We start from the raw sequence: 2,695 nt of genomic DNA, 5'->3' as shown, positions 1-2,695 counted from the left end.
GATCACGCCTCCCAGCGCCAGTGCACCACCGAGAATACCGAGCAGCGTCGGTACCTCGCCCAGCCAGAAGAAGCCGATCAGCGTCGCGGCCGGCGAAACCAGATAGAGGAAGTTCGAGGCACGGGCTGCAGGCAGACGGGAAAGTGCTGTTGCCCAGGCGGCGTAGGCGATGAGGCTGGGCACGATGCCGAGAAAGATCACGGCGCCGAGGCCGGCGCTATCGGCAACCGCCGCCTGCTTCAGGCTGCTCGGCAGGAAAGGCAGCAGGCACAGCGCGCCGAGCACCATGTTCGAGGCCGAAATGGTCAGTGGATGATGACGGGCAAATAGCGGCTTTTGCACGATGGTGTTGACGGCCGAGCACAGCGCCGAGCCGAGGATGAGCAGCGCGCCGTTGTTGAAATGCAACCCTTGCCCCTCGCCCATGGCTATGATGCCGATGCCGGCGAAGGACAGGAATGTGCCGGCCCAGGCCAGGCCTGAGAAGCGTTCGCCGAGCAGCACCATCGCCATGATCGCGGTAAAGATCGGGCTGACATTGATGATGAAGCCGGCAGCACCAGCCGAAACGGTCAGCTCGCCGAAATTGAGCATTGCCGTGTAGAGCGCAACGAAGACGGCGCCGCCGAAGGCAAAGCGCCAAATCTCATCGAGCCGGGGCAGCGCCGGCTGCTTGACGGCGAGGAAGATCGCCGCCGGCACCGCCGCGATGGCGAAGCGCAGCGCGCCAAGTTCCAGCGGCCCGAAAGCCACGAGGCCGGCGCGGATCGCCGGAAAGGCGGAGGCCCAGCCAACCACTGTCAGTGCCACAGCAATGACTGCTGTGGTGTCCATCCGCTGTGTCGAATTCAATGTGCCGGTATAGGCGTTCATCTCGTACCCTCGGGCCTTTATTGTCCTGAAGACACAAACGCCTTTCCTGGCCGGTTGACAAACGACCAAATCGAGGATCACCTGTGACTATGGATCACAGCTCGGATGCGATGTTGCCGCTTGAAACCCTGCGCGCCTTCGACGCCGCGGCGCGGACGGGCAGCTTTTCGGCCGCTGCCGAAAAACTCAATCTCACCCATGGCGCCGTCAGCCGGCAGATCGCCAAGCTCGAGGACTGGCTCGGGCTGAAAGTGTTCGATCGCGGCGCGCGCGGCGTTTCGCTCACGATCGAAGGCAACCGGCTGCATCTGCGCACCACTGAGGCCTTTGCGCTGATATCCAGCAATTCGGACCGCTGGATCGAGCCGCGCGGCACCGCCGTGGTGCGGCTGACCTCTATCCCCTCCGTCAGCGGGCTGTGGCTGATGCCGCGCATGGCGGCGCTGGAAAACAACCCATCCAAGCTGCGCATCGTGCTCGACGTCGATATCCGTCAGGCGGATCTTGCCGACGAGGGCATCGATCTGTCGATCCGCTGCGGCCGCGGCCGCATTCCCAGCCGCGTCTCGGTACAGCTGTTCGAGGAACATGTGTTTCCGGTCGCCTCGCCGGACCTCGCTAGGGAGATCGGCAGTGGCGACCCAGCCCGGCTGCTCAAATTTCCGTTGATCAATGATTCGGACGCTTCGGCCTGGCGCACCTGGTTTGCCGCCCAGGACATGGACTATCGCCCGCGTCCACAGGACCGCCGCTTCGAGGACTACAATCTGGTGCTCGATGCTGCCGCCCACGGCCTCGGTATTGCGCTGGCGCGGCCGCCAATGATCGAGCATCAACTGAAGTCAGGCCGCATCGTCGCTGTGGACGACCGCATCGTTCTCAGCCCGATATCCTACTGGCTAGACCGGCCTATAGGGCGACCGCGCGCCGCCGCCGCCGAGCTTGCCCGGCGCATTGCGGCCCAGGCCGGGCTGGCGCCGGAAAAGATCGAGGATTTCATCGTAGCCGAGCAGTAGGATGCCGGACATCCACTTAGCCGGCTTGCTCGGCTGGTTGTCGTCTGAAACAGAGACGACCAAACCCAATCTTGTCTCGCTCCAAGCTTGACCTTGCCGGCATTTTGTGGCGATGACATCCTCATGAACCTTGGCTCCCTGTCATGATGAACCGCTTCGAAGGCCCCGGCGGCAAGGAAGCCCGTATCCGCTACCTAGACGGCGACTTCCAGGTGACCAGCCCCGGCGCCTTCGTGCGCTGCGCGGTCACCGGCGAAAGCATCCCGCTCGATGAGCTCAAATATTGGAGCGTCGCTAGGCAGGAGCCCTATGCGAGTGCCGCGGCCTCGCTGCGCCGCGAGATCGAGGCAAATCCCGAAATGCGCAGCCGGCGCTAAACCAGCTTCCGGATCGGCTGCAAAGTCAGCCCTGAAGCTTGCGCTGCCGCCAGGCATCCAGCGTCTCGTCGATGATGCGTTCAGGCACGTGGTCGGGATCGAACACGGTGTCGATCTCCAGCACATCGAGCTGTCCGAGGAAATCGGCGGACGCGGCATCATGGCGCAGCCGGGCGGCGTCCTTGGCGGTGGTGATGAGGCCAAGTCCGGCACCTCGCGCTGTCGTTGCCAGTTCGGCAAGCTCGTCCTCGCCATAGAAATGATGGTCCGGAAACGACCGGGTCAGCGCAATCTCGCCGCCGGCCTCACGGACCGTGTCGAAGAATTTGTCGGGATGGCCGATGCCGGCAAAGGCGAGAAATCGCTTGCCGGCCAGCCCCGCCTTGCTGCTTGGCCGTGTACGCGCCTCGAAGATCGGCCGGCCGGCAC

4 protein-coding genes are annotated in these 2,695 nt (G+C 63.9%); 2 read left to right on the top strand and 2 right to left on the bottom strand.

The features are described from left to right. Positions 1–873: DMT family transporter (locus tag EOA86_RS29845; RefSeq protein WP_164892109.1), on the bottom strand; the 873-nt coding region annotated here is incomplete at its 3' end. An 89-nt stretch (positions 874–962) separates the two neighbouring features. Here EOA86_RS29845 and EOA86_RS29840 point away from each other — a divergent pair. Together EOA86_RS29840 and EOA86_RS29835 are read left to right on the top strand one after the other, a co-directional pair. Further along, a complete protein-coding gene (locus EOA86_RS29840) occupies positions 963–1,889 on the top strand; it encodes a LysR substrate-binding domain-containing protein (RefSeq protein WP_128344924.1) in 927 nt (308 codons plus the stop codon). A gap of 143 nt (positions 1,890–2,032) precedes the next feature. Beyond that, the gene (locus EOA86_RS29835; RefSeq protein WP_029354089.1) at positions 2,033–2,266 is read left to right on the top strand and encodes a DUF2093 domain-containing protein; all 234 of its coding nucleotides are present in this window, start codon (positions 2,033–2,035) and stop codon (positions 2,264–2,266) included. 25 nt (positions 2,267–2,291) lie between these two features. On the opposite strand, the gene EOA86_RS29830 is transcribed toward EOA86_RS29835, so the two are convergent. Beyond that, positions 2,292–2,695 (bottom strand): tetraacyldisaccharide 4'-kinase (locus EOA86_RS29830; RefSeq protein ID WP_206630176.1); only part of this gene is annotated, 404 nt, incomplete at its 5' end.

This window comes from Mesorhizobium sp. M5C.F.Ca.IN.020.32.2.1, assembly GCF_004023105.1.
Lineage (GTDB): Bacteria > Pseudomonadota > Alphaproteobacteria > Rhizobiales > Rhizobiaceae > Mesorhizobium > Mesorhizobium wenxiniae.
The sequence above is the reverse complement of the archived record's forward strand: the minus strand, read 5'-3'. Positions and strand labels throughout refer to the sequence as shown.

Bases quoted from the DNA above. Each gene is read 5' to 3' on its own strand.
- EOA86_RS29835 (WP_029354089.1), top strand. From the start codon at position 2,033: ATGATGAACCGCTTCGAAGGCCCCGGCGGCAAGGAAGCCCGTATCCGC.
- EOA86_RS29840 (WP_128344924.1), top strand. From the start codon at position 963: ATGGATCACAGCTCGGATGCGATGTTGCCGCTTGAAACCCTGCGCGCC.